The organism is Acinetobacter sp. T_3_1, assembly GCF_025377055.1.
Lineage (GTDB): Bacteria > Pseudomonadota > Gammaproteobacteria > Pseudomonadales > Moraxellaceae > Acinetobacter > Acinetobacter kookii.
The window spans coordinates 201,027-227,016 of record NZ_JACHVD010000001.1 but is presented as its reverse complement, the minus strand read 5'-3'; the positions used below and the strand labels follow the sequence as shown (position 1 = coordinate 227,016).

Below are 25,990 nucleotides of genomic sequence, written 5' to 3'. Positions count from 1 at the left end.
AGTAACCCAAAGATAAAAAAGCAGAACAAATAGCATTTATGTTGAGAGATAAACCCATGCTAAAACAATGTTGTGATTTGCTCGAAACACATCAGTTAAAAATTGCTTTTATCGAAAGTGCCAGCTCGGGCTATCTTTCCAGTCAGTTTTCTATTTGCAAAAACAGTGGCGCCGAGATTTTACTGGGTGGACTGGTCAGTTATGACCCCTCAATCAAGATTGATATCCTGCATATTGATGCTGAACTGATAGAAAAATATACCGCGGAATCTGCTGAAGTCACAGAAGCAATGGCAAGGCAAGGAAAACATCTGTTTACTCAAGCCGATATTATTGTGGCTTGCACAGGTTTACTCAAACCTGGCGGTAGCGCAACACAAAGTAAACCTGAAGGCACATTTTTCACCTCAATTTTATATTTAAATAAAATTCACAATTTTCAATATTTTATTGAGGGTACACCATTAAAACGCCTTGAGGTTTTAACTCAATATATTGCAGATGAAGTCACCCAACTCATTCAGGGAATTTAAGCATGTTTAACAATAAAACTTTCGCATTGAGTCTGATACTGCTGCCCTGCACCTGTTTTGCAACCGTAGGCGGACCTCAAAATATTCAAGTGTTGGGCTATGAAAGCAAAGAGCAAAAAGTCTATCTGCTTAAACATTATCTGGATGGTCGTGGTCGCCTGCCGCAGCTTTATTATTATCAGTTTAAAAACACCAAATACCCGGAAAAGCTGATTCAGGTGAATTCGCTGTATATCAATCCTAAAACCAGGAAAATTGATTATGATCAAGACAGTCGGCAGTTCGATAAGGAAATAGCAAAAATCAAAAAACGGCTTAACCCTCTTGCACCACTTCCTCAATCGGGCATCAAAATTCAGGTGTTAAAGAAAATCACATCTAAAGAGAAATCCTGGTATGACCCGAAACAATATATTCCGAAATATACTTATAGCTACCAGCTCAGCAGTCAAAACTTGAAAAGCCAGATCCATCAGGCAATCATTTATCGCTACGGATTAAGCATATCCCAAGCCTACAAGATTCCCCAACAACAGAAGATTCTAGCGGTAGTTAAATACCTGGGCATTCCTTTTGAAACAGGTTACACCATTGAAGATCCGGTTTTACTGACTGCAAAAAAATAAAGCCTCTTACGAGGCTTTATTCATGCTTTTATCTTAAGCTGCAGTACGCTCTGCAATTGGAACCACTTTACGCAGTTCAGGACCAGTATAATCCGCGCTTGGACGGATAATACGGTTGTCTGCACGCTGTTCCATTACATGTGCTGCCCAGCCTGTTACACGACTCATCACAAAGATTGGCGTGAACAGTTTGGTTGCAATCCCCATAAAGTGGTAAGCAGATGCATGGAAGAAGTCTGCATTACAGAACAGTTTCTTCTCGCGCCACATCACTTCTTCACAGCGTACTGATACCGGATAAAGTACGGTATCACCTACATCTTTAGCCAGACGCTCAGACCAGATCTTGATGATGCCATTACGCGGGTCATTGTCTTTATAAATGGCATGACCAAAGCCCATGATCTTTTCTTTACGCTCCAGCTTGCCCAGCATTTCGCGTTCGGCTTCTTCTGGAGAGGTCCAGTTTTCAATCATTTCCATCGCTGCTTCATTGGCACCGCCGTGTAATGGACCACGCAGTGAACCAATGGCACCGGTAATACATGAGTGCATATCAGACAAGGTCGATGCACACACGCGCGCAGTAAATGTAGATGCGTTAAACTCATGCTCTGCATAAAGAATCAGCGATACATTCATCACCTGCTCATGCAGTTCATTCGGTTTTTCACCACGAAGTAAGTGCAGGAATTGTGCACCGATTGAATCATCATCGGTATTTTCTTCAATGCGCACGCCATCGTGGCTATAACGATACCAATAGCAGATGATTGCAGGTAAAGTCGCCAAAATACGGTCGGCAACATCTTGCTGCTCATCAAAAGATTTTTCAGTTTCAAGGTTGCCGAGCATGGATACACCGGTACGCATCACATCCATCGGATGCGAATCTGCCGGAATGCGCTCCAATACTTCTTTCAATGCTTGTGGAAGCTGACGTAAAGATTTCAATTTGGCCTTATAAGCCGCAAGCTGTTCAGTCGTTGGCAATTCACCAAAGAAGATAAGATAAGCCACTTCTTCAAATTGGCAATTTTCCGCCAGATCCTGCACATCATAACCACGATAGGTTAAGCCTGCGCCACTCTTACCAACAGTAGAAAGTGCGGTTTTACCTGCAACCTGTCCACGTAATCCTGCACCTGTCAGTACTTTTCCTTCAGCCATTTTTAATTCTCCATTTTGAATTATTTATTTAAAAAACTTATTTAAACAGTTTATCTAAAGTGTTCTCAAACGTATGATAATCAAGAAACTCGTAAAGCTCTTTACGCTGTTGCATCTTGTCCAATACATTCACTTGCGTACCGTTTTCACGAATAGAACGCATCACTTCAAGTGCCGCTTTCTGCATTGCACGTGTCGCAGACAGTGGATACAGCACCATACGAATGCCTTGCTCACCCAACTCGTCTACAGTGTAATAAGGTGTATCACCAAATTCGGTAATATTTGCCAATACCGGCACGCCTACTGCATCGCAAACAGTTTTATACATGGTAATGTCGGTCATTGCCTCAGCAAAAATCGCATCTGCACCCGCTTCCACACATGCACATGCACGGTCAATTACCGCTTGCAAACCTTCTTTTTGCAAGGCATCGGTACGCGCCATCACGACAAAGTTCGAATCGGTTTTGGCATCCACTGCCGCCTTAATGCGGTCGACCATTTCCTGCTGTGACACGATTTCCTTGTTTGGACGGTGACCACAACGCTTTTGTGCAACCTGATCTTCAATATGCACTGCTGCTGCACCAGCCGCAATCATCTGTTTAATGGTACGGGCAATATTAAATGCTCCGCCCCACCCTGTATCAATATCTACAAGTAGAGGCGTATCGACACGTTCGGTAATACGACGCACATCTTCCAGAACATTGTCCAAACTGGTCATACCCAGGTCAGGCAGGCCATAAGAATAGTTGGCAACTCCTGCGCCCGATACATAAATGGCTTTATAACCTACTTCTTTTGCCATCATGGCTGCATAGGCATTCACTGTGCCGATAATTTGTAATGGCTTTTCCACTTCCAGTGCTTGTCTAAATCTTAAGCCTGCAGACATTTGTTGTGTCATCTTCCTTTCCACAGTTTCACTTTATTTATCGAAGTTTGAGTATATCCATAAACCCCTGTGTGACCATGACTATTTAGAATCTTTACTCTATAACTTTAGTCAAATATTCAGCAAAACTATAGTAATATTTCGTTTCTTCATAATTGTTTCAAAATAAGACAACGCCTTTATTTCAAGAAATGTGTGCATATTTTTGCTATAATTGCAATTGATTTCATTTTTTAATTATTGAAGCCAATACGCCATATGCAAGAACTCGCTCAATTAGAACCACTCGCTCGTGATACACCACAAACAAAACGTGGTCATGAACGATGTCTGGCGCTTTTACTCAGTGCCAATGAGCTGTTTTTGAAACATGGTTATGATGCTGTGTCTCTGGATGATATTGTCAATCATGCAGGCGGTTCCAAAGCGTCAATCTACAAATTTTTCGGCAATAAAGAAGGCCTATTCACCGCGATTTGCGATTATCGTCGGGAACAGTTTTTTAAAGACATTTGCATCCCGTTTGAACACGGCAAAGATGATCTTCGTGCCTATTTAATTCAAACCCTGATGAATGTTAAACAGCACTTGATGCTTCCAGAGAATGCTGCCTTCCTTCGCTTAATCATTGAACAGACACAGCGCAGCCCACAACTCGCCCTCTACATTCACGAACAGGGTCCAAAGCATATTCAAATTGCTATAGCCAATGCGCTAACCAAAGCGGATGAAATCGGGATGATTCAATGTAAACAACCGATTTATTCTGCTCAACTGTATTTTGGCATTATCCGTAATATTGAATGGTGCGTACTCATGGGTGTTCCAATCGGTGAAAATGATCAAGAAACCATCAATTACATCACTTATTGTGTAGATCGCTTCCTGGAAGGTCATCAACCTCATTAGATTTTTTGCAATTTGTCTCGCATATAGTATATTAGCCGATTCCGTATTTTTTCTTAACCAACCAGCAACTAATTGCTGATGATTTTTTCAGCGGTTATTGTGGAGTAAATGATGGCTCTCCGTCACTTTCTGACTTTACGTGATTTATCGACTTTAGAACTTAACCAGATTTTGCAACGCGGGATTGAACTCAAGCGTAAGCAGCATAACAATGAAGTTTTCCAACCTTTCGTTGGTAAAGTCATGGGTATGATTTTTGAAAAATCCAGTACTCGTACACGTGTTTCGTTTGAAGCTGGCATGAGTCAATTCGGTGGTAGCGCAATTTTCCTTTCTTCACGCGACTCCCAACTTGGTCGCGGTGAGCCAGTTGAAGATTCGGCACGCGTGATATCGAGCATGCTGGATATCGTGATGATCCGTACTTTTGGCCATGACATCGTTGAGCGTTTTGCTTCTTATTCAAAAGTACCTGTAATCAATGCATTAACAGATGATCACCATCCTTGCCAATTATTGGCTGACATGCAAACTTACCTCGAACATCGTGGTTCAATTGAAGGTAAAACCGTTGCCTGGATTGGTGATGGCAATAACATGTGCAACTCTTATATTGAAGCAGCGCACATGTGGGGCTTTAAACTTAAAATTGCAGCGCCTAAAGGCTATGAGCCGCAAGAAAAATTCCTGACCGAATTTGCGCATTGTGTCGAACTTGTCGATTCGGCTGAAGATGCAGCGGTAAATGCCGACCTGATCGTGACTGATGTCTGGGCGAGCATGGGCCAGGAAGAAGAGCAAAAAATCCGTGAAAAAGCCTTTGCTGATTATCAGGTCAATGAGCGTTTAATGGATCTTGCACACCCGGATTGCCTGTTCATGCACTGCTTACCCGCTCACCGCGGCGAAGAAATTTCAGAAAACATGCTCGACCACAAAAATGCCGTGGTTTGGGATGAAGCTGAAAACCGCCTGCATGCACAAAAAGCGCTGGTTGAATTCTTGTTAAACGAGAATTTAAAACAAGATTAAATTTTCAAACTAAAGTTTTCTAAAAAAGTACCTTCGGGTGCTTTTTTTATGCCTATAAATTGTTTAATTTAGATCATAAACATTTTAAGTGATGATGATCATGCCATTTAAAACAATATTTTTTTGTTTCAGTACTTTTCTCATATTCAATACCGCACATGCCAAAGCCACCGAACTTGATCAATATTTTGTTAAAAAGCAGATTCTGGATTCATCTTATAAAATTAAAGACCGCAAAGCCCTAAATGAAATTTTAGATGTAATCAGTGATGAAGATTCGCGCACCCTGCCTTTCCAGATCGATCAAAACATGTTGATGGAAAAGTACCAAATGAGCGCGAATGAAGTAAAGATTGAAGGCATTATCACCACGCCTGATTTTGCCCAGTTTGCTCAGGATGTGGGGGATAAGGAAGTCAAAAAACTGCTGAGAAAAAATATCCTGCAAAACTGCAGCTTATTGTTTGAAAACGAATTTCAGCGTGTCAATCCCTACCATGTTGAATTAAAGTTGTCATCAGAAAGTAAAAACTATGACTTTAAAATTAAAAATAGTGAATGTTCTTTTTAAGAGAGTATCTTGATACGTTAGTTGACTAACGTATCAAACCTTGCGGCTGTAAAATAATAAGCATCGCACCCAGTATGACCACCAATCCTCCTAGCATATCCCAACGTGTCAGAGTGACATGATCAACAAAACGTAGCCACATTAAAGCGGTAAAAATATAAATGCCGCCATAGGCTGCATAAATTCGCCCCGAGGCAGCAGGATGCAAAGTCAGCAACCAGACAAATACCGCCAAAGCCAAAGCCGTAGGCAACCATAACCAATGGGATTTTCCTTGATTCAGAATCAGATAAGGGAAATAACAGCCTAAAATCTCCATCACAGCAGTGACTAAAAATAATAGGCATGTGGTAATAACCTTATTCAGTTGAATATCCATAATTTTAAATTTTCAGTTTTTCTATCTTCAGGAAAGGATCAGAATGCGAGCAAGTAAAATAAAATAACCCGTGCAAACACGGGTTATTTTATTCATTGGCTTGATTAAGCTGGTTCCGCTGTTTGATCTTCAAACACTTCCAGTTTAAGACCGACCGCTTTACCATTTTCTTTCTTCACAGAAACCGCAACATTACCGCCATGTTCTGCCAATTCACCAAAGAGGATCATTTCAGCAAGCGGTTTTTTCAGGTGTTCCTGAATCAGGCGTTGCATTGGACGAGCACCCATCAAACGGTCATAGCCATTTTCAGCCATCCATTCACGTGCACTCTTATCCACTTCAAGAATGACTTTTTTGTCATCCAGCTGTGCCTGAAGTTCAGTCAGGAATTTATCCACGACATTTTCAATAATTGTGGTTGGCAATGCCTTGAATTGGATCACCCCATCCAGACGGTTACGGAATTCTGGAGAGAATGCGCGTTTCATCGCTTCCTGATTGTCATTGCTGTTGTCTTGCTCTCTAAAACCGATGCTGACACGTGAAATGCTCTCCGCACCGATATTGGTAGTGAGTACCAGAATCACATTACGGAAATCTGACTTACGACCATTATTATCTGTTAAGGAGCCATGATCCATAATTTGCAATAATAAGTTGAATACATCCGGATGCGCTTTTTCAATTTCATCCAGCAGCAATACACAATGTGGACTCTTATGAATCGCATCGGTCAGCAAACCACCCTGATCGAAACCCACATATCCCGGAGGCGCACCAATTAAACGTGAAACTGCATGACGCTCCATATATTCCGACATATCGAAACGGACCAGCTCTACGCCCAACAATTTTGCCAATTGCTTGGTTACTTCAGTTTTACCTACCCCGGTTGGGCCTGCAAAAACAAAGCTACCGACAGGTTTATCCGGTGATTTCAGGCCGGCACGTGATAATTTAATCGCTGAGGACAATGCTTCAATCGCTTCATCCTGACCAAACACCACACGTTTAAGATCACGCTCAAGGTTGGAAAGCACCGTTTTATCATCTTTGGATACGGTTTTCGGTGGAATACGCGCAATCTTGGAGATGATATCTTCAATGTTTTCAACCGTAATCAACGTATCATCTTGCTCAGCTTTCAAACGGCGTTGAGCCCCTGCCTCGTCAATCACATCAATTGCTTTGTCTGGCAAGAAACGGTCATTAATAAACTTGGCTGATAACTCCACTGCAGAAACCAAAGCTTTATCTTCATACTGTACGTGATGAAAATCTTCAAACTTGGATTTTAAGCCTCGCAAGATATCAATGGTTTCTGGAATAGAAGGTTCATTGACATCAATTTTCTGGAAACGGCGAGACAGTGCATGATCTTTTTCAAACACCTGACGGTATTCCTGAAAAGTGGTTGAACCGATGCAACGCAAAGTTCCATTCGATAATGCCGGCTTAATTAAATTTGATGCATCCATGGTGCTGCCCATACTTGAGCCAGCGCCAATAATCATGTGAATTTCATCAATAAAGAGCACGGCTTCCGGTTTCTTTTTCAACGCATTCAGCAGTTGTTTCAGGCGCTTCTCAAAGTCACCGCGATATTTGGTTCCTGCAACCAGTGCACCAATGTCCAGACTATATACTTCTGCATTGGCCAGTGGCTTAGGTGCTTTACCGTTAACGATCAACCAAGCCAAGCCTTCTGCAATCGATGTCTTACCCACACCCGGATCACCAACCAGCAAGGGATTGTTTTTACGACGACGGCATAAAATTTGTGCCGTACGTTCGATTTCTTTTTCGCGCCCGATCAAAGGATCTGTTTTGCCTTTTTGCGCTTCCACATTCAAATTGGTGGTATATAAATCGAGTGGACCGGCGTTGGAAGAGTTTGAGGTTTCCCCATCCAGCTCTTCCACTTCTTCTTCAGCCTGCACGTCTTCTTTACGTGTGCCGTGAGATAAATATTGAGTTAATGTTAAACGGTTAATTTGATGACGTTTAAGCAAGTAAACCGCGAAAGAATCACGTTCAGAATACATCGCAACAAGAATGTCTGCACCTTCAACCGTACGATCACCACCGCTGGATTGCACATGGAAAATTGCACGTTGCAGAATACGGTCAAAACTTTCAGTCGGATGTGGCGCCTGATCGCTATGTTCGCCTAATTTAGGGGTGTGTTGCTCAACATATTCTTCCAGTTCTTTACGAAGAACGATAATGTCTGCTCCACATGCTTTCAGCGCATTTACCGCAGAGTCATTATCCAGTAAAGCCAACAATAAATGTTCAACCGTGAGAAACTCATGTCTCTTTTGACGAGCCATGCTGACAGCCAAACGTAAGGATACTTCTAATTGACGACTGAGCATGTAATCCCCTTAATCTTTTGGCTCAATCTGGCAAAGTAATGGATGACCTTGAGACCGAGCATAATTATTGACTTGGTTCGCTTTCGTTTCCGCAATGTCTCGTGGATAAACGCCTGCAACACCTTTCCCTTCATAATGTACAGTTAGCATTACTTGGGTCGCTTGGTCAAGATTCAAAGCAAAGTATTGTTGTAAAATTTCAATTACAAAGTCCATAGGGGTGTAATCGTCATTCATTAAGACGACAGCATACAAGGGTGGACGTTTTAATTCAGGGGGAGCGGTTTGTACCGCAATATCCCCGTCAGTCCCTTCTGAATCATCCTGCGAGTCATTACTTAAGCGTGGACTAATATGCCAGTCGACATATCCCGATTGATGAAAAGAATTCTTGAGGGTGTTTAAACAATGATGACGCTTATTCATTCGCATAGGATTTTTAATTCACATTTATTGTGCATTTGCTTCTGCTTGAGGAATTTCAGAAATAAATGCCGATTGACTCTCTATCGGTTTGCCACGACCCCAACTAAAACGTTTAATCACTGGTGTACTTGTTGCACCGCTTAAACGCACTTCAATGAATTGTGGCGTAAAGCCTTTAGGCATGGTCCAGCGTCCGGTTAAGCGTTCATAATCTTCAAAGTTAAAGTTTTTGTCTTCCATAGGAACCACTAAAACTTCAGTGCCTTGAATCAAGCGTAACTCTACAGTTCCGGAAATCCCCCGTCGATTCGGACTGACTTGAACCAGATCCAGCTCGTATTCATAAGCATTTTCCGGCAAGGGCTTAATGCCGATATTTTGTATGGTCAGGCTTAAACCGCCACGCTGGCGTAACACTTCCCGGTAGATTACGGCCAAACCTTCAGACTGGGCCTTATCTTCACGAGCCTGATTCAAAGCAACAAACAAATCATTTGAATTGCTGACTGCAACATCACGTTCCTGTACAGCCAGATTCAAATTCTTGTTCAGTGTTTGCAAACTGCTCTTTTGCTTTTGTACCACTTCGACCAGCTGTTCTGCATCTGCTTCATAGCCCACTGCAGTCAAACCTTGCCGATGCCCAACCGAATAACCCAATAAACCACTGCCTGCTACCAAAATGGCAGCACCAATTGCCAACGGCAAATTCCCTTTTAAAAAAGGTTTTTTACTCAGGAAAGGTAGCTGTGACGGAGTATTTGATTCTGTATTCGGCATCGTCATCTCTAATTTTGATTCATTCAAAGCACACATTTAAATCCAAATCCAAATGTGTGTGAAGTCGAAAAACGTTTTTTATGGTAATAAACCAATTCCAGCAAGACCTGCATTTTCAGCAAAGCCAAACATCAGGTTCATATTTTGTACCGCCTGTCCTGCCGCACCTTTCACCAGATTGTCCTGTACAGATAACACAATCAGTTTTTTCGGTTGCGGTTTATACAAGGCAATTCGGAGCTGGTTCGCACCACGCACCGAACGTGTTTCTGGCGAGCTGTTGGCAGGCATTACATCTACAAACTGTTCATTGGCATAAAACTGTTCATACAGGCTTTGCAAGTCCGCAGCATCCCCTGCATCTGTCAAATCAATATAGATCGTGCTGAGCATGCCACGGATCATCGGCACCAAATGCGGTACAAAAACGATGTGATCGAACACGCCCTTTTGACCGGAAATATTTTCCAGTGCTTCCACAATTTCAGGATGATGACGGTGACCTGCAACGCCATAGGCCTTAAAGTTATCGGCATTTTCAGAATAAATCATGCCGAGGCTGGCTTTACGACCTGCACCAGATACCCCGGATTTTGCATCAATAATAATGCTTTCCGGTTTCACCAATGCTTCAGTTTGTTTAAATAATGGTGCAAGACCAAGTTGCACAGTCGTTGGATAGCAACCCGGGTTACCAATCACCTTGGCATTTTTAATTTTGTCACGATTCAGTTCTGACAAACCGTAAACCGAATCTTTTAAAATATCTGGGCAGGCATGTTCAAGACCATACCATTTTTCAAACTGTTCTAGATTTTGCAAGCGGAAGTCTGCTGCCAAGTCGATGACTTTAGTATTGGCTGCAAGCAGTTCTGCCGCATGTTTCATGGCTACACCATGTGGGGTTGCAAAAAACACCACATCGCATTTCTTTAGTTCGTCGATGTTCAAATCTGAGTATTGAAGATCGGTATGACCGCGCAAGCTTGGGAACATGTCATCGACACGGCGACCATTTTCGGTACGTGATGTCAGTACATTTACCTGTACATTTGGGTGTCGTAGTAAAAGACGCAACAATTCAACGCCTGTATAACCTGTACCACCGACAATACCAACAGTAATCACGATCACTACCTCAAATCAAAAGTTTCCATTTCGTAACTGCGTAGTATGACAGGAAGTTCACGTTTTCTAAACCATTTCTCAAAGGTTTGATGTTTTTTTATAAATTTTAGACCTGTTTCTCAGCCCTATTTTCAGTTTATGAATTAGCTGTTTCCAGCTTCGGCAACCCAGATAGACAGCAGAAAAAACCAGCTAAAGCCAAGAATATAATCGCATCACTACTAGTCGATAACCCTATCACAGCAAGTACTATTCCCTTGAGCGCTAGAATTTAGGAACAGGTTTTTTCCATACTCTAAAACAGTGCAATAACAAATAGAATGATCCAATAAAATAGGATAGAGAATGCTCAGGATAAAAATCAAACAGAAGAATAATGCTGGAGTACACATCAAAAAACCAGCTGACTTAACACCACTCTATTCCACTTTATTTTAAGCAAGATTCTAATTTTTATGGTTTATTTTAACTAAATTTACAGTTATAGAATATTTGATTTGCTTAGGCTATTTTCAGAGTAAAATAATAAAAAATATTCAACTGCAGTTTTTATCTAAACGTTGATAAATTCTTAAAGAAACCAATCCGCCAATCACAGCGATTCACCAATGCAAAATCATCTATTTACATCAGTCTGACAAATATGACCCGAGTGATTTTTAAGTGATGCTGTATATCCAGCAGATTCTTTTAAGTGCACCACCAATACGGCATTGGTGTCGTTTTTAAAATTTTGCGATGTTGCTGATAATTTGCATCATGTTTTCCCACCTCTGCCCAAAACCTTGGACTATGGTCAAAATGCCGGGTATGCGCCAACTCATGCACACAGACATAACGGATCACCTGTTCAGGAAACAATACCAGACCACTATTCAACATAATGTCATGTTTGGCCGAGCAACTCCCCCAGCGCGTTTTTGGTTGTCGGATTGAACATTTGCCAAAATTCAGCTGACATTCCTGGCTGGTTTGCTCTAAGTAAATGGGTAAATGCTGCTTGGCATAAGCAATCACGAAAGCTTTTAAATATTGTTCAGGCTGACGGTCACTAATGAATAGCTGTAAATTCTGAGCATCGAAAATAAATGAGTGTTTTTGAACTTGATAAACAAGCTGTAAAGGTTGCTCTAAATTAAAAAGCTTTAGTTCATTCGGCAATATCTGCTGTTGTATATGCTGTGCTTGCTGTTGCCAGGTTTTCAGCAACCATTCTTCAGCCTGATCCAGAAAGTTTTGAATTTTTCGCTTGCTGCACAGTAACGGTACAGTTAAACGAATTTGGGCCGAGTCGACACGCAAGCGCAAACGTTTCGCTCGCGCATGATGGACAATCTGGATTTCAGGTAGATCGTTTAGGGTCATATTTTTATTTTGTTTTATATAAATCCCCCTCAATCCCCCCCTTTGGTAAAGGGGAAGCGTTCTTTGAATACCAATATTTAAAGAACTTAGCCCCTCTTTGAAAAAGAGGGGTATGGGGAGATTAAAAATTAAACCGCAGTACGCTCTTCAATGCCGTTGTCTGTTGCAACTACAGCAATATCGGCTTTATTCAACGCAAAAATACCGTTACACACCACACCTGGAATGTTGTTAATGGTTTTTTCAAGTTCAAGCGCATTCAAGATATTCAGGTTGTGCACATCTAGAATCACATTGCCGTTATCTGTCACTACACCTTCACGGTAAACCGGGTCACCACCGAGTGAAACAATTTTACGGGCTACCGCAGAACGCGCCATTGGAATGACTTCTACAGGAAGCGGGAAATCACGGCCCAATTGCTCAACCCATTTTGAATCATCAACGATACAGACAAATTTCCTTGCAATCGATGCCACGATTTTTTCACGGGTCAGTGCAGCGCCGCCGCCTTTAATCATATGCATGTGACGGTCAATTTCGTCCGCGCCATCTACATAGGCATCCAGGCCGCCTACAGAATTCATGTCGACCACTTCAATGCCCAATTTTTTCAGACGCTCGGCAGTCGCTTCAGAACTCGCAACCGCAGCTTCCAGTTGCAATTCTGGCAATAATTCAATGAGGAAGTTCACTGTACTTCCTGTACCTACCCCCAAAATCCCGCCTTTAGGCAAGTGTTTTAAAGCGGCTTTTGCAGCAGCTTGTTTCTTTTCATCTTGGGTAGCATACAGACTCATAACTTGGCTCAACTATTTTTTGACATTTGTTGCTGATTTAACAGCCCAAATGTACAGGGGTTTGTTACAATAAAGGCCTATTTTAAACTGTTAGATGGAAAATTAACATGCTGTCTCGTTTGGTTCGACAAATATTACAAGCAACGGTGTATGACGTTGCAATCGAAACTCCACTCGAAGCAGCGCCACGAATTAGTGAAAAGCTAAACAACAACATTCGCTTTAAACGCGAAGATTTGCAACCTGTCTTTTCCTTTAAACTACGCGGTGCCTACAACCGTATTAGTCAATTACCGAAATCTCAGTTGGAACGTGGCGTTATTACGGCTTCAGCAGGTAACCATGCACAAGGTGTGGCCCTATCTGGTAAAAAACTGGGAATTCGCGCCATTATTGTCATGCCAAAAACCACGCCTGACATTAAAGTTCAGGCAGTAAAACGTTTGGGTGGTGAAGTGGTCTTGCACGGCGATTCTTTCGATGTGGCCAACAGATATGCGATTCAACGCGCTACCGAAGATGGCATGACCTTTATTCCCCCTTATGACGATGAACTGGTGATGGCCGGTCAAGGCACCATTGCCAATGAAATTTTGCGTCAATGGCGTGATGTGGAATATGTATTTGTTGCCGTTGGCGGTGGCGGTTTGATTGCAGGTGTTGCGGCTTACCTGGGCGATGTTGCGCCACACGTAAAAGTCATTCCGGTGGAATATGATGAATCGGCATGTTTAAAAGCTGCATTTGAAGCCAATGAACGTGTGATTTTACCTTCGGTAGGTTTATTTGCTGATGGTACGGCGGTCGCTCAAATTGGTGAAAAACCGTTTGATGTGATTCGTATGCAAAAATCAGACAACTCGGGTCCAATTGTTGAGCCGGATGTGGTACTGGTGAACACAGACGAAATCTGTGCTGCAATTAAAGACACCTATGATGAATGCCGCAGCATTGTTGAACCTTCCGGTGCCATGGCACTTGCCGGAATCAAGAAATATGTGGCTGAACATAAACTTGAAGGCAAAAACATGGTGTCGATCGTTTGCGGTGCCAACATGAACTTCGACCGCCTGCGCTATATTGCCGAACGTACAGAGCTCGGTGAACGCAAAGAAGCCATTTTTGCCGTGACCATTCCTGAAGAAAAAGGTTCATTCCTGAATTTCTGCCGTGCCCTGCAAGGCCGTAATATCACGGAATTCAACTATCGCGCCAGTGATGCCAGTGCTGCACAGGTTTTTGTCGGCATCAGCCTGAAAGGTGGTGAAAAAGAACGTCACGACATTTATGAAACCTTGAAAGTTCAATACGATGTAGATGATTTGTCTGATGATGAAGTGGCAAAACTGCATATCCGCTATTTGGTCGGTGGTCATGCAGACATTGAAAATGAACGTCTGTTCCGTGTGGAATTTCCGGAACGCCCAGGTGCCTTACTCACCTTCCTGGAACGTTTAGGACCTACCCATAACATTACCCTGTTCCACTACCGTAACCACGGCGCAGCCGAAGGTCGCGTACTTGTAGGGCTTGAAGCTGAAGATGCCCAACAGAATCCAGATGGTTTAATCGAGACCTTGGAAAGTATCACCTATCCATATGCAGAAATTACTAACAACTTGGGTTATCAGCGTTTCTTGAAATAAGCCCACTCATTAAAAAAGAGCCATTCATTGGCTCTTTTTTTGAATTCAAATGGTTTTCAAGTCGATCTTAAGCAGTCCAGTTTTATATAATGTTCTATACAAATCCCTTCATGCTTAAATTGTTTTGAGAAGGACTTACAGAATTTATGGATTCTGACATCTTCATCGGGCACGGCCATCCAATAGGCCGTTTCGGCATAAATAATCAACAATTCAAAATTTTGCAACTTTAAAAAAGTATAAATTTCCTCAAAAACAATATCAAAAACATGGGCATTTACATTGTAGTATTTTCCAATGACCTCTTTATGCTTCTGATAATGCTGATATAAAGGCGTGGCCCTGTTACGAATGCTTTGCTGGATTAACCCCATATCAATATTTTTATGCTGCAACATTGCGCATCGTTCCAATCCATTTTCATAAGGATTTTCAACGTCTATGGACATTAAATAGGCATGCTCATGCTGGCCTGCCTGTTCAGCGGCAAGCCATGTCCGAAATTGCTGAAAATCACCTCTATATTTTTTCTTTGGAATTTCCTGATGTTTCAGTAGCGGAAACCATCCCTGTAATATCTTAAAAATCTTTTTATCATCCATTTTCATTCCCTATAAAAATAGAATTATACCTACAAAGATATAGCAGGTTTTTGACCATCTCATGACATGCTGCAATTCACACTCCCCGCTCACACTCTTCACAATTAACCACAATTCACCAATTTATAGATTCATGCCTAAAACATTCGGGCCATACAGGTCAATGCTTTTCAAAATAAGCCTTTGTTATTAATAATTTTGTAAGCTGGATAGCTGAACGAACCATAAAATTATAAAATCAGTGTATAGATCCATACACCTCACGAATCAAAACCATATAAAAATGGATAAGGAATACGTTGCATGGCATTATTTGCAGTCATTGGTTTAGGTAGCTTTGGTTCCACCATTGCAACCCAGCTGGTCAGCTTAAATCACGATGTGATTGGTATCGATAACAACAAAAGAAATGTTGAAAGCATTTCAGATCAAATCACCCATGCTGTCATTGCAGATGCCACTGATGAACATGTACTCAGAGAACTGAATATTCAAAACTGTGAAGCCGTAGTAGTGGCGATTGGCGAAGACATTGAAGCCAGTATTCTATGTGTGCTGCATCTGAAAAATCTGGGCATGAACAAAATTTGGGCCAAGGCCAAATCCAAGGCGCATCACATGATTTTGACCCATCTGGGCGTCAGCAAGATTATTCACCCGGAAGAAGATATGGGTACCCGCGTAGCCCAGTCTTTAAGCTACCCGATGGTCAGCCGTTATATGGGACTGGAAGACAATCACTTCATTGTCAAAATCGAGATTAAAGCCAGCTTGAAGGGTGAGCGCTTCAATCACCTGATGGGCAATATTCCGGCAATTAAAACCATTCTGCACAAACGCGGCAAGGAAATTTTATATAACATTGATCCCAATTTAATCCTGCAAGAAGGTGATATCTTAGTGGTGGAGGGTGAACTTGAACCCTTAAGAAAACTGTCTGCCCGGTTTAAATAGAATATGAATCAAGCACAAAACAACAAGCATAATACGATTAACCTGAGCCCTCCAAGCTTACTGGCGCTGGGTTTCTTGAGCTTTATTATAGTCGGAACCTTATTGCTCAAACTCCCGATTTCGCATCATGGTGAATTAAGCTGGCTCAATGCCCTGTTCACTTCAACCTCTGCCGTGACCATTACCGGGCTATCTGTGGTCAATGTTGGAGAAGCCTATACCACCTTTGGCAAGATCGTCATTATGCTGTTACTGCAAAGTGGCGGCCTGGGTTTCATGACCTTTGCCATACTGGCTGCGCTGAGCCTTTCCTCCAATATCAGGCTTAAACAGCAAATGATGGCACAGGAAACCATCGGTCAAACCAGCCTGGCCAAAGTATCATTCACCATCAAAGGCGTGCTGTTATATTCCCTGTTTTTTGAGGCGATTGGCACATTTATTTTAACCATTGCCTGGATGCAGGAATACGATTTTTCCCGCGCCTTTTTTTATGCGGCTTTTTATAGCGTTTCCGCATTTAATAACGGCGGCTTTTCCCTGTTTCCCAACAGTTTGATGAGTTTCGCGGATCATTACCTTATTACCTTTACCATCAGTATGCTTTATATTATTGGCGGTATTGGCTTTGTGGTGCTGATGGATATCAAGCGTGCCCGACGCTGGAAAACCTTAAGCCCCAATAGCAAACTAATGCTCTCCACCATTGCAGGCTTGAACCTGTTTGCCTTTATTGTGATTTGGGCTTTGGAAGCCAGTAATCCGCTCACCCTATCCAGCATGAGCCTGGGTGATCAAGCCTTGAATGCCTGGTTCCATGCCACCGTACCACGCTCATCCGGGTTTAACAGTTTAGATGTCGCCAGCATGACAGATGCCTCTACCCTTGTGACCATGATTTTGATGTTTATCGGCGGTGGTTCTTTAAGTACCGCAGGGGGTATTAAAGTCGGGACTTTTATTATTGTTATTTTAAGCGTGATTACCTTCTTACGCCGTTCTGAAGAATTGCGGGTATTTAATCATTCTGTTTCAAAAGCGACTTCATTTAAGGCGTTTGCCGTCCTGTCCATTACTGCGATCTTGATATTTTTAGGATCGTTTACGCTTCTCATTCTAGAGCCGAACAAGGACTTCCTGGATTTACTCTTTGAAGCGGTTTCAGCCGCCTGTACAGTCGGACTATCACGGGGCATCACCAGTGAATTACAGCCTGCCAGTCTGTTTGCTTTAATTTTGCTGATGTTCGCGGGTCGTTTGGGACCTCTGACGCTGGCCTACCTGATTGCCACCCCGAAAAAGAGCCGTTTAAAACATCCACCAGCAGATATTCAAATCGGTTAAACCCGATTCAATAAAAAACCACTCATAAAGAGTGGTTTTTTAAGCATCAGTGATTTAGTACCAATTCATCAAGGACACACCCAAACCGACATACGTCGCACGATGGTTATAATCAATCAGGCTTTCACCATAGCCATCAAACAACTGGAAATGACCACGCAATTTACCGCTAATCGGGAATGCCCAGTCAAACTGCGCTGCCCCATGCGCATCATTACCGCCTTTCAGCGAGTGACGCAGCATCAGTGAAAACTCATGATCATTCTTGCGGTAGAATGCAGTCAAGTCGCCACGGCCGATATAATTTTTAATATCCGGGTTGTTATCATCTTTTGCATCTTCTTCAATGCGATACCAGGGACGTAACATCAACGCAAAGTTGTCGCGTTCTAGACCGACATTAAAGATAATACGGTTCCAGCTACGCGATAAGGGATCGGCACGGCCATTGGACTGATGGTTAAAGGTCACACCCAACAAACGTGCATTTAAGCCCAAAATTTCATAATTGGTACGAAAAACCAGACTGGCTTCAGGTTCATAGTTGGTTTCACGGAAAGGACGCGAAGCATCTGCATTATAGACCTGCCAGCGTGATGACTGGGTATAACCCAGCCAGACATCACCATTATCCCCAAACAGGTTTTCTACTGCTTTGGTTTTTAAAGACAGCTGGAACTTGGCTTCCATCGATTTCAGGTTTTGCTCATCACCTAGCTGTACCGTGTTGTTTTCATTCGGACTGGAAGGACGTTCATTTTTGTCCGAAGTCCAGAATCCTGGCAGTAAATAAACCGGCTGGTGCGCACGAATATTCCAGGTTCCAAGCTTGCTTTCAGGTGACAGCTCCCAACGCTTGTCCAGCAAGGACGTATTGGGATCAATTTTTGGCCCTTCAGCTGCAAATACGTTACTCACCCCATGACTGATTTTATCTTTTATCGTTTCCGGTTCAGTCGGTGCAGGTGCGATTTGATTGGCTGCCTGACGTTCAGACACCAGTGCCATTTTTTCTGTCTCCGGCACTTTGAACAAGGTGTCATAACAGGCCAGACGATCCGCATTGGATTCTAAGGCGACACATGCTTCCGGACTTGCGGGAGTAATCAATGATTGTGGGGTTTGTGCATGAATATTCGTCACATACAAAGAACTGAGCATGATCATGCTCAGTTGCAGCGTAGTGCGTTCAAACATTTTGAACGCCATAGGGTCTTACCTCAAATGATGTTTTTTTATTAGTTCACTTGTTTAATATCAAAACCAAGTTCAAGCAGCGCTTCACGTTTTGCCACTGGTGCAACCATCGCTTTCACCGGTTTTTGCTGAACCAGATATTGTTCTGCAACCCGTTTCAGATCATCCAGAGTTACAGCAAGTAAACGTGCACGTAATTGCTTGCGCACCGCAGGTGTACGTGCATGCAATAATGCATAGCAGGCAGTAATCGCCTCACCGGCAGGAGAACCCGGTTTATCCATGCTCGCAATTAAGCCCAAAATTGCTTCTTCAAGTTGATGCGGCTTGTGTTCGCTATTCAACAACCACTGAATACTGGCATCAAAGTCCTTAAAAGTCTCTGCCAGGCGCGGATCACGATAGCTATAGAAACGGAACGAACAGGCATTGCCATCGTAGCTTGCGCCACCGCCGTAAGCCCCACCTTTTTCACGAATTGCACTGTGCAAAAAGCCATTGCGTAAATAAGCTGCCAACACCATAAGAGGTGCAGCATCGGGATGAGACATTTCTACCGCAGGATAAGCTGCCGCACAGAATTGGACATTGGCCTGAATCAGCCATGCTTCGTCAAGATTGCTATTTTCTGTGATGATTTGCGTTAATTCTACTGGAGTTTGATCCACACTCAATTTATCCCAAACCATCTGGATTTCTTCAATCAGACGATCGGACTGCTGTTCTTCACACACCAGCAGGAATTGTTTGGGTGCCTGTAACAGCAGACGATGAATGGCTTTTAATTCCGCAATTAACGCCTCATAAGCAGCTTCATCAGTTTCAATTTTATTCACCAGATTGCCTAACCAGTTCAGCGCTCCCAAACCGGTATTCTGATAGTCACGTTGTGCCAAGGCACTGTGGTTACGTCCTGCAATTTGCATGGCATAACTATGCCCCGAACCAGAAATACGTGAAGTCCAGCGTGTTTTACGTTGCTGCAATAATTCAATAATGCGATCTTTCTCATCAAAACGTAGCTGTTCAAATGCCAGTTTCAACAGGCGGATGGCTTCAAAATTATTCACCAGCGATTTGGTGGTCAAGGTGAGCCAAGCACTAATCTTGTTTTTGTCATCAATTTTTGAACGTAAAGATGCACCCATCCCCACGCCACCACTCACTGCGGTTTGCAGTTGTTGCAGTTCCAGATAGTCGTACTCGCCCGCACCTACCTCACCCAGCAAAATTGAAAGTAAATTGAAATATGGCGACTGAACCACCTGATCCGGAATTTTGACTAGCACCTGCTGATAGTAAATGCCATTGGTCCCAGCATGATACAAATTCAAAGGCGTATCCAGGTTATTGCTGATAATTTCACGCAATTGACCTTGTACGATGTGTAAATCTGCAGGAACATCTTCCAGACCGACTTTTGGCAACAGGTTCAAATCATCCGGCGAATCTTGACGTTCTTTTAAGGCTTCGGTTTGCTTGATGATTTCCGCTTTTTCCTCATCCGTCAGTTTGGCACCAATGGCAGCCAGACGCGCTTTTTCTGCTTCAGCTTCTCTTGCCGACTTGGTTGCATCAGGCACCAAAGTCATCTGTACACGATGCGGATTATCCAGCAGATATTCTTGAATCAGGTTCGACAACCACATTGGGTCTTTGAGTTCTTCTTTCACCTGTTCAATGGCTGTATCGACATCCCAGACCTGAATCGGATCGCTGTGATGAATTACGCTGCTTAACCCATTTAAAATCAGGCTTAAACCGTACGGCATGCCATCGCCATTGATTTCACGCTGATGCAATTCAATCTGATGCAAAATGGCATCGACCATTTCAGTGTCGACCGGTTTGGAAGCAACTTCTTCAAGCACCTTAAACACACCGTCTTTAAATTCCTGGGCATGTTCAGGATTTGAACCTTGTACACCGCAGAAGAAAGTCATTTCAAAGTTGGAATCATCCACGCCCATAATTGGACCGGTCGACTGGGCATAACCACAGGTTTCCAGATAATGACGCAAAGGCGAAGCTGAATCCTCCAGCAAAATTCCTTCAACCAGGCGCATCCCCAAGCGCAATTTAATATCGCTGGCTTGCGGCAACAGCCATGCAATCACGTGATAGGTTTTATCTTTTAGGTCTTCCGCATCTACCGCATAAGTTTCTGTGACTTCAAGCGGTGCAGTTAAACGGGTTTCGGGCGTTGAATGCAGGGTTTGACCTTTTTCAAATTTAGACAAGGCTAAAGTTTCAAATTGTTCCTGCAAGTAATAAGCCGACTCATTGCCAAAAGTCATAAATACCGCATTACTTGGATGGTAATGTGACTTATAGAAATTAACTAACTCTGGGTAAGTTAAGTCCGGAATATCCTTGGGATCACCACCGGAATTGTAATGATAGGTGGTATGCGGAAATAAATGGTGCGCCAGTTGATGATAGAGCTGATCTGAAGGAGAACTCATGGCCCCTTTCATTTCATTAAACACCACGCCTTTATAGACCGGTTCGCCATTTTCCAGCTCAATGCGAATCCCTTCCTGGGCAAAATCCAGTTCATTCAAGTTCGCAGCAAAAGCAGCATCCAGATACACTTCCAGCAGGTTCTGGAAGTCTTTTTTGTTTTGCGTTGCGAAAGGATAGGCGGTCCAGTCCGCTGAAGTGAACGCGTTCATAAAGGTATTGAGTGAACGGCGAATCATCAGGAAGAATGGGTCACGAACCGGAAATTTTTCAGAACCGCAGAGTGCGGTATGTTCTAAAATATGCGCCTCGCCTTTTGAATCCATCGGCTGGGTACGAAACGCCACCAGAAAGACATTTTCATCCAGATCGCTGGCCAGATGATAATGTATGGCCCCCGTGACTTTATGCTGATATTCTGACACCCGAATATCTAGGGCTTCAACATGGTGTTGACGTATCAACTGAAACGCAGGATGAACAGTTTGAGAAATGGTTTCAGTGACATCTACAGTCATGTGATCTCCAACATTTACATATTTATAAGATGGTTTTGATTATACCTGAATATTGCACTATTTGAATTTGTACTGTTACGAAATTCCAAGCATTTCAGTCCAGTTTTAAAAGCGTCATAGGTTAAAAAGGGGCGCAATTTTTAATGTAACTTTATTAAAAGTGAATTCTAGCTGGGAATCATTCCGTATTTAAAATCAGTGCAAAACAAAGCTATCCACATAATAAACAAGAGATTGAATTGAAATAATTTTTAATTATTTGTGTAGACTGGTATCAGCAGAATAATAAAGCATTTAAATTAATAAATTGCTTCAGCATGACACCATCAAGCCCACCTGGACTGAACAGTGTCATAGTCAAAGATCAAAACTAGATCAGATATTTGAAATAACTATAGTTAGGATGATTTTCTACAAACACATAGTTTTGTTTTTGATAGAAATGTGCTGCATTTTTGGTGTCAGTATTCAGGCACAGGGCTGAAAAGTTGGCACGTGCCTCTTTTTCCAGCTGTTGTAACAGTTGTTTGCCTACACCATGCTTGCGATATTCAGGCAAGACATAAAAACGACGTACCCGGCCAATCCGGCTATCAATTTCATTTTCATTCCATTGCTGGTTTAAACCGCCACAAGCCACAAGCTTGTCATCATGATAGCCCAACAACAGGAATTCGCCCGGTTGATCAAACCTGTTCTTGCCACTTTCAAACTCTTCAATCAATCGATCAACAAACTGAAATCCTTCTTGCTGTGCCTGCTTGGCTAATTCCTTGATTTGTTCAGGTAATTGTTCAGCTTTATCAATCGTGATATTCATCTAACCTTCCTTATTCTGTCCTATAGGGTATTTTGAACGAATAAATTGACTATATATTGAATTTTATTCATCAATCTACAGCAATCATGAGCATTGGTGTAAACTTAGCGTTTTAATTTAAATGTGAATGAAAGACATGACAACTGTTGATCTTTTTGCAATTGGTAATGCATTAATCGACCAAGAATTTAAAGTCTCTGACGATTTCCTGATTCAACAAAATTTGCAAAAAGGCACTATGCAGTTGACTGATGGTGAAACGCAAGCAAATTTATATAATAATTTAAAAGAAACACAACTATACAAAGGTCAAGCCTCGGGTGGGTCTGCCGCAAATACCACCGTTGCGTTTAGTGCCTTGGGCAGCACAGCATTTTATGCTTGCCGCGTAGGCAACGACGAACTTGGTCAGATTTATCTGAAAGGTTTAAACGAAGCAGGTATTCAAACCGCCGAGCAATCCGTCAGTGAAGGTGTGACAGGTACCTGTATGGTTCTGGTGAGTCCGGACTCTGAACGCACCATGCAAACTTACCTCGGCATTACCGCTGAACTGAGTGAAGCTCAAATTAATTTTGAACCTTTAAAAACCGCAAAATGGCTGTATATTGAAGGCTATTTGTCCACGAGCGATACTGCACGTCAAGCGGTTAAACAGGCCCGTGCAATTGCAAAAGCACATGGGGTAAAAATTGCCTTAACCCTTTCTGATCCTGCAATGGTGCAGTATGCACGTCAAGGTCTGGATGAGCTTTTAGATGATGGCGTGGATTTATTGCTGTGCAATTATCATGAAGCTTTAATGTACACAGAAACCGATTCAATTGAAGCAGCACTGGCTAAATTGCAACTAAAAAGCAAATACACTGTCATTACATTGTCAGCTGAAGGTGCCTTAATTTCCGACTCTGAACAAACCTTGAAAGTTCCAGGCCGTAAAGTGACTGCGGTAGATGCCAATGGTGCCGGTGATGCCTTTGCAGGCGCATTCCTGTATGCATTGAATGCAGGCTTAAGCCTTAAACTGGCTGCTGAACTTTCAATCCTGATTTCAAGTGAAGTGGTTTCACAGTTTGGCCCGCGCCTGAGTGTAGAAAGTTACGCAGAATTATTAAATAACTTTCAGAAGGAATGTGCATAATGATTAAAATTGCCATGATGGAAGAGATTCCTGAACGTGAAGCACGTTCATACGAAACGCCAAATGGTGATACGATTTTCATTACCCAGCGTGACGGCTCATTCTATGCCTATCAGAATCTCTGTCCTCACTTGCAGGTCGAGCTGGAATTTGTGGAAAACCAGTTTCTAGACCGTGATCAGGAATATATTGAATGCTCTACTCATGGAGCCCTGTTTCTGGTTGAAACCGGTGAATGTATTTCTGGTCCCTGCCAGGGGCAATCACTTGAAAAAGTTGAAATTACCGTGCATTCTGATGGTGGAATTTACCTGAAAGAAGAATAAACCCAATGGAATTTGCCATGCTTGAGTTTCTACAAGACTATAACTTGATCCCGTTTCATTTAAGTTTATTGGCCTTAATTGTACTCAGCATGGCAGAAACCATTGGCTATTATTTTAACATTCGCCCGACCGAGTTTCTAAAAGCACTCTCGCCAAAGAAAATTACCGACTCACCACTGCTTAACGTCAAGTTCTCCAAAACACTGATTGTGGTGTTTTTACTCATGAACTTCAGTTTTGCAGGCTATTTTCTGCAACTTTGCGTATTTGCACAGCAGAAGGCATTCTTGCCTGCTTATTATCTGATGATGCCGGCGCTGATCATTGCGGTGTTTTTCACTGTATTTATGATTCATTGCCTTGACCAGGTCATCAAGCCGACACTGACCAAGCAACAGGTCAGTCTACTGGGACGTTTGGCGACCATTTCTAGTGGCAATGCCCGTCCGGGATTTTCCGCACAGGCACGGGTACGGGACAGTTTTGGACAATTACATTATGTCCAGGTTGAGCCTGAATTTGGCGAACTGGAATTTCAATCGCAGATTATTTTGATTCGCCTAAAAAAGTCCCACTATATTGCTAAAAAAATTTCCAAATCCAATAATTTATTTAACATGGAAAATCATCAGTAGCATTTATTTAGCATAGGCTATTTTATTTTAAATGCTTAACAACCAGCTGAGCCAGCCACTCAGCCGGTTAAAATCTTAACGTTTCAAAAAGCCGGACACCAGGTTCATCACCTGCTGAATATCAGCATTGGCTTCCTGCTTATTGGTTTGTTCGCCTTGGGGCGTCAGTGAATCAATAATTTGCGGCAAGACTTTTGAAATCGCAGCGTAAATATCCTGTTTGGGTACGTGGGTTTCCTGCGCGACCTGCTCGACTTCCTGATCATCAAACAGACCCTGTACCTGCTGCTGGTCCACACTGACATTTTCACCTGGACCTGTAGAAACCCAATCATCCACCTGGCGACTGAGCCCCATACCTTTTAGTTTATCCAGCGCACCCTGCAAACCGCCTTGTTTCTGAATCCAGGCAAGCACCAAAGGAAGCACCGCAATCAATAAGGTCTTGGTCGCATTAGCACCTACATTACTTCGCTGTTGGGTGTACTGAGGTTGCTGATTTTGTTGTTGATTATGTTGACCACTCAAATTTCCGAGCACCGATCCCAAAATTCCGCCCAACCCACCTGGCTGTCTTTGCTGGTTCTGCTGGTTTTGTTGTTGACTTTGCTGAGTGTTATTCGCACTCATCTGGCCAAATACCGAAGCTAAAATATCTCCTAAACCACTCTGCCGTGATTGTTGCTGATTGCCACCCAAAGCCTGTTTAGCCAGTATTTCGACGATATTGCTAAGATTAGTCATCGCATTATCCTTTTATGAGCCTAATAAAAGAATACGATGCTTTGAAAGTAATAAATCAACCGCTATTGTTAAAATTTGCAATTATAAAAATCAGCACATTACCATCGAAATTTATTCCAGTTTTCAGGATTTGCCCAGAATTTGGAGTTAAACCAGTCAGGCACATGTTTATAGGTTAAAATATTGAATTGCCACAGTGCAAAATCACTATCATGCTGGGTTTTATCAATCAGCTGGGTAAAACCCAAGGCACGCAACAATTTTTCATCTTCTAATCGGCTGACCACAACAATTCGTTTTGCCATCAGGTCACGTAATCTCACTAACAGCTGAGACTTCTGCACATCAGAAAGTAGCGCCAGCTCTTGTGAATCCATCACCACAAAACCCAGATCATATCGCTGGGTAAAAGGCAGATTTAAAAACTCAGTTACGTTAAAATAGTGCCATTGAATTGATTGATTATTGTCGTATTGAGCAAGATTTTGACCAATACATAATGCAGTTTGGATAGGCTGTTCCTGAGATAAATCGTCTAGCATTGAAGTAATGACATTTTGTTCAGCCATAACTGCATCCTTATTATTGAAGAGAGTATT

Annotated in this window: 26 protein-coding genes; 11 read left to right on the top strand and 15 right to left on the bottom strand. The window is 42.5% G+C overall.

Annotated features, from left to right (window positions below):
- The first annotated feature begins 56 nt into the window (after positions 1–56).
- On the top strand, positions 57–533 hold the full coding sequence (locus tag H4I94_RS00895; RefSeq protein WP_261180985.1) for a CinA family protein: 477 nt from the start codon (positions 57–59) through the stop codon (positions 531–533).
- 2 nt (positions 534–535) lie between these two features.
- The gene (locus H4I94_RS00890) at positions 536–1,159 is read left to right on the top strand and encodes an aminotransferase (RefSeq protein ID WP_261180984.1); all 624 of its coding nucleotides are present in this window, start codon (positions 536–538) and stop codon (positions 1,157–1,159) included.
- A gap of 33 nt (positions 1,160–1,192) precedes the next feature.
- Here H4I94_RS00890 and prpC read toward each other — a convergent pair whose 3' ends face one another.
- Positions 1,193–2,329 (bottom strand): 2-methylcitrate synthase, encoded by a 1,137-nt coding sequence (gene prpC / locus H4I94_RS00885; RefSeq protein ID WP_092819461.1) that lies wholly within the window; start codon positions 2,327–2,329, stop codon positions 1,193–1,195.
- Between the two features lie 37 nt (positions 2,330–2,366).
- Positions 2,367–3,242, bottom strand: a complete 876-nt coding sequence (gene prpB / locus H4I94_RS00880) for a methylisocitrate lyase (protein WP_092819460.1) — start codon at positions 3,240–3,242, stop codon at positions 2,367–2,369.
- Positions 3,243–3,488: 246 nt separating this feature from the next.
- On the opposite strand from prpB, the gene H4I94_RS00875 reads away from it, so the two are divergent.
- From H4I94_RS00875 to H4I94_RS00865, 3 genes are all read left to right on the top strand, one after another.
- A complete protein-coding gene (locus tag H4I94_RS00875; RefSeq protein WP_261180983.1) occupies positions 3,489–4,139 on the top strand; it encodes a TetR/AcrR family transcriptional regulator in 651 nt (216 codons plus the stop codon).
- Between the two features lie 111 nt (positions 4,140–4,250).
- Positions 4,251–5,171, top strand: a complete 921-nt coding sequence (argF, locus tag H4I94_RS00870) for an ornithine carbamoyltransferase (protein ID WP_092819458.1) — start codon at positions 4,251–4,253, stop codon at positions 5,169–5,171.
- 100 nt (positions 5,172–5,271) lie between these two features.
- Entirely contained in the window at positions 5,272–5,742 is a 471-nt protein-coding gene (locus H4I94_RS00865; RefSeq protein ID WP_261180982.1) for a hypothetical protein, read from the top strand.
- 25 nt (positions 5,743–5,767) lie between these two features.
- Here H4I94_RS00865 and H4I94_RS00860 read toward each other — a convergent pair whose 3' ends face one another.
- The 7 genes from H4I94_RS00860 to rpiA all read right to left on the bottom strand — a co-directional run bounded on the left by H4I94_RS00860 (position 5,768) and on the right by rpiA (position 13,001).
- Complete coding sequence (locus H4I94_RS00860; protein ID WP_092819457.1) at positions 5,768–6,121, bottom strand: YnfA family protein; 354 nt, start codon at positions 6,119–6,121, stop codon at positions 5,768–5,770.
- A gap of 104 nt (positions 6,122–6,225) precedes the next feature.
- Positions 6,226–8,502: an ATP-dependent Clp protease ATP-binding subunit ClpA gene (clpA, locus tag H4I94_RS00855; RefSeq protein WP_131273984.1), complete on the bottom strand. Its 2,277-nt coding sequence runs from the start codon at positions 8,500–8,502 to the stop codon at positions 6,226–6,228.
- Between the two features lie 9 nt (positions 8,503–8,511).
- Positions 8,512–8,934 (bottom strand): ATP-dependent Clp protease adapter ClpS, encoded by a 423-nt coding sequence (gene clpS, locus H4I94_RS00850; protein WP_092819455.1) that lies wholly within the window; start codon positions 8,932–8,934, stop codon positions 8,512–8,514.
- An 18-nt stretch (positions 8,935–8,952) separates the two neighbouring features.
- Positions 8,953–9,708: a DUF6776 family protein gene (locus H4I94_RS00845; protein ID WP_261180981.1), complete on the bottom strand. Its 756-nt coding sequence runs from the start codon at positions 9,706–9,708 to the stop codon at positions 8,953–8,955.
- Between the two features lie 78 nt (positions 9,709–9,786).
- Positions 9,787–10,842 (bottom strand): N-acetyl-gamma-glutamyl-phosphate reductase, encoded by a 1,056-nt coding sequence (gene argC, locus H4I94_RS00840; protein WP_261180980.1) that lies wholly within the window; start codon positions 10,840–10,842, stop codon positions 9,787–9,789.
- Between the two features lie 684 nt (positions 10,843–11,526).
- A complete protein-coding gene (locus tag H4I94_RS00835; protein ID WP_261180979.1) occupies positions 11,527–12,201 on the bottom strand; it encodes a M48 family metallopeptidase in 675 nt (224 codons plus the stop codon).
- A 128-nt stretch (positions 12,202–12,329) separates the two neighbouring features.
- Positions 12,330–13,001: a ribose-5-phosphate isomerase RpiA gene (gene rpiA / locus H4I94_RS00830; protein ID WP_261180978.1), complete on the bottom strand. Its 672-nt coding sequence runs from the start codon at positions 12,999–13,001 to the stop codon at positions 12,330–12,332.
- A gap of 107 nt (positions 13,002–13,108) precedes the next feature.
- Here rpiA and ilvA point away from each other — a divergent pair, with 107 nt between their 5' ends.
- Positions 13,109–14,647 carry a threonine ammonia-lyase, biosynthetic gene (gene ilvA / locus H4I94_RS00825; protein ID WP_092819450.1) on the top strand — a complete coding sequence of 513 codons (1,539 nt, stop codon included), beginning with the start codon at positions 13,109–13,111 and terminating at the stop codon, positions 14,645–14,647.
- Positions 14,648–14,703: 56 nt separating this feature from the next.
- Here the strand turns inward: ilvA and H4I94_RS00820 are convergent, their stop codons facing one another.
- Entirely contained in the window at positions 14,704–15,249 is a 546-nt protein-coding gene (locus H4I94_RS00820) for a hypothetical protein (protein ID WP_261180977.1), read from the bottom strand.
- Positions 15,250–15,552: 303 nt separating this feature from the next.
- Here H4I94_RS00820 and H4I94_RS00815 point away from each other — a divergent pair, with 303 nt between their 5' ends.
- Together H4I94_RS00815 and H4I94_RS00810 are read left to right on the top strand one after the other, a co-directional pair.
- Positions 15,553–16,203 carry a potassium channel family protein gene (locus H4I94_RS00815; protein WP_131273991.1) on the top strand — a complete coding sequence of 217 codons (651 nt, stop codon included), beginning with the start codon at positions 15,553–15,555 and terminating at the stop codon, positions 16,201–16,203.
- Positions 16,204–16,206: 3 nt separating this feature from the next.
- Positions 16,207–17,547, top strand: a complete 1,341-nt coding sequence (locus tag H4I94_RS00810; RefSeq protein WP_131273992.1) for a TrkH family potassium uptake protein — start codon at positions 16,207–16,209, stop codon at positions 17,545–17,547.
- Positions 17,548–17,601: 54 nt separating this feature from the next.
- Here H4I94_RS00810 and H4I94_RS00805 read toward each other — a convergent pair whose 3' ends face one another.
- The 3 genes from H4I94_RS00805 to H4I94_RS00795 all read right to left on the bottom strand — a co-directional run bounded on the left by H4I94_RS00805 (position 17,602) and on the right by H4I94_RS00795 (position 22,545).
- Complete coding sequence (locus H4I94_RS00805) at positions 17,602–18,756, bottom strand: phospholipase A (RefSeq protein WP_261180976.1); 1,155 nt, start codon at positions 18,754–18,756, stop codon at positions 17,602–17,604.
- Between the two features lie 29 nt (positions 18,757–18,785).
- Complete coding sequence (locus H4I94_RS00800; protein ID WP_261180975.1) at positions 18,786–21,725, bottom strand: insulinase family protein; 2,940 nt, start codon at positions 21,723–21,725, stop codon at positions 18,786–18,788.
- A gap of 370 nt (positions 21,726–22,095) precedes the next feature.
- The gene (locus H4I94_RS00795) at positions 22,096–22,545 is read right to left on the bottom strand and encodes a GNAT family N-acetyltransferase (protein WP_092819444.1); all 450 of its coding nucleotides are present in this window, start codon (positions 22,543–22,545) and stop codon (positions 22,096–22,098) included.
- A 136-nt stretch (positions 22,546–22,681) separates the two neighbouring features.
- On the opposite strand from H4I94_RS00795, the gene H4I94_RS00790 reads away from it, so the two are divergent.
- From H4I94_RS00790 to H4I94_RS00780, 3 genes are read left to right on the top strand one after another with little or no spacing between them, the layout of a single operon-like run.
- Entirely contained in the window at positions 22,682–23,686 is a 1,005-nt protein-coding gene (locus H4I94_RS00790; RefSeq protein WP_092819443.1) for an adenosine kinase, read from the top strand.
- Positions 23,687–23,700: 14 nt separating this feature from the next.
- Entirely contained in the window at positions 23,701–24,012 is a 312-nt protein-coding gene (locus H4I94_RS00785) for a Rieske (2Fe-2S) protein (RefSeq protein ID WP_261181331.1), read from the top strand.
- Positions 24,013–24,029: 17 nt separating this feature from the next.
- Positions 24,030–24,647: a YqiJ family protein gene (locus H4I94_RS00780; RefSeq protein WP_261180974.1), complete on the top strand. Its 618-nt coding sequence runs from the start codon at positions 24,030–24,032 to the stop codon at positions 24,645–24,647.
- Between the two features lie 75 nt (positions 24,648–24,722).
- On the opposite strand, the gene H4I94_RS00775 is transcribed toward H4I94_RS00780, so the two are convergent.
- Together H4I94_RS00775 and H4I94_RS00770 are read right to left on the bottom strand one after the other, a co-directional pair.
- A complete protein-coding gene (locus H4I94_RS00775; RefSeq protein ID WP_261180973.1) occupies positions 24,723–25,391 on the bottom strand; it encodes a YidB family protein in 669 nt (222 codons plus the stop codon).
- Positions 25,392–25,489: 98 nt separating this feature from the next.
- The gene (locus H4I94_RS00770) at positions 25,490–25,960 is read right to left on the bottom strand and encodes a DUF6231 family protein (protein WP_261180972.1); all 471 of its coding nucleotides are present in this window, start codon (positions 25,958–25,960) and stop codon (positions 25,490–25,492) included.
- Between the last annotated feature and the right edge of the window lie 30 nt (positions 25,961–25,990).